This is a genomic window from Aquimarina acroporae (assembly GCF_023195925.1).
In the GTDB taxonomy this organism is placed as follows: domain Bacteria; phylum Bacteroidota; class Bacteroidia; order Flavobacteriales; family Flavobacteriaceae; genus Aquimarina; species Aquimarina acroporae.
Window position 1 is genome coordinate 1 of the sequence record NZ_JALPRE010000008.1, and the last position, 275, is coordinate 275.

Sequence of the window (275 nt, forward strand, 5' to 3'; positions counted from 1 at the left end):
CAATGCCAGATTGTTTCCATCGATAGCTACCCAATAACTTCCATCAAGGCCTACAAATCCTGTATTCGATAAGGTTACTTCAGGATTGGCATTTTGCAATTGATAAGTCATGGTTTCAGAAAAATCTACGTACCAGCTTGGAGTCCCATCATCGGTATTTAAAGCAAACTGATACAGTCCATTATATGCAGGATCCCAGTTGATCGAAAATTCTCTAAAATTATCTAGATTAGGGCCTCCAGTACCTAAAACATATGCATGGTTGTAGGAGACTT

At 38.9% G+C, this 275-nt stretch carries 1 pseudogene; it reads right to left on the bottom strand.

What is annotated here, in order from left to right:
* Positions 1-275 (bottom strand): annotated as a pseudogene (locus tag M0D21_RS13700) (cellulase family glycosylhydrolase); the annotation flags it as partial.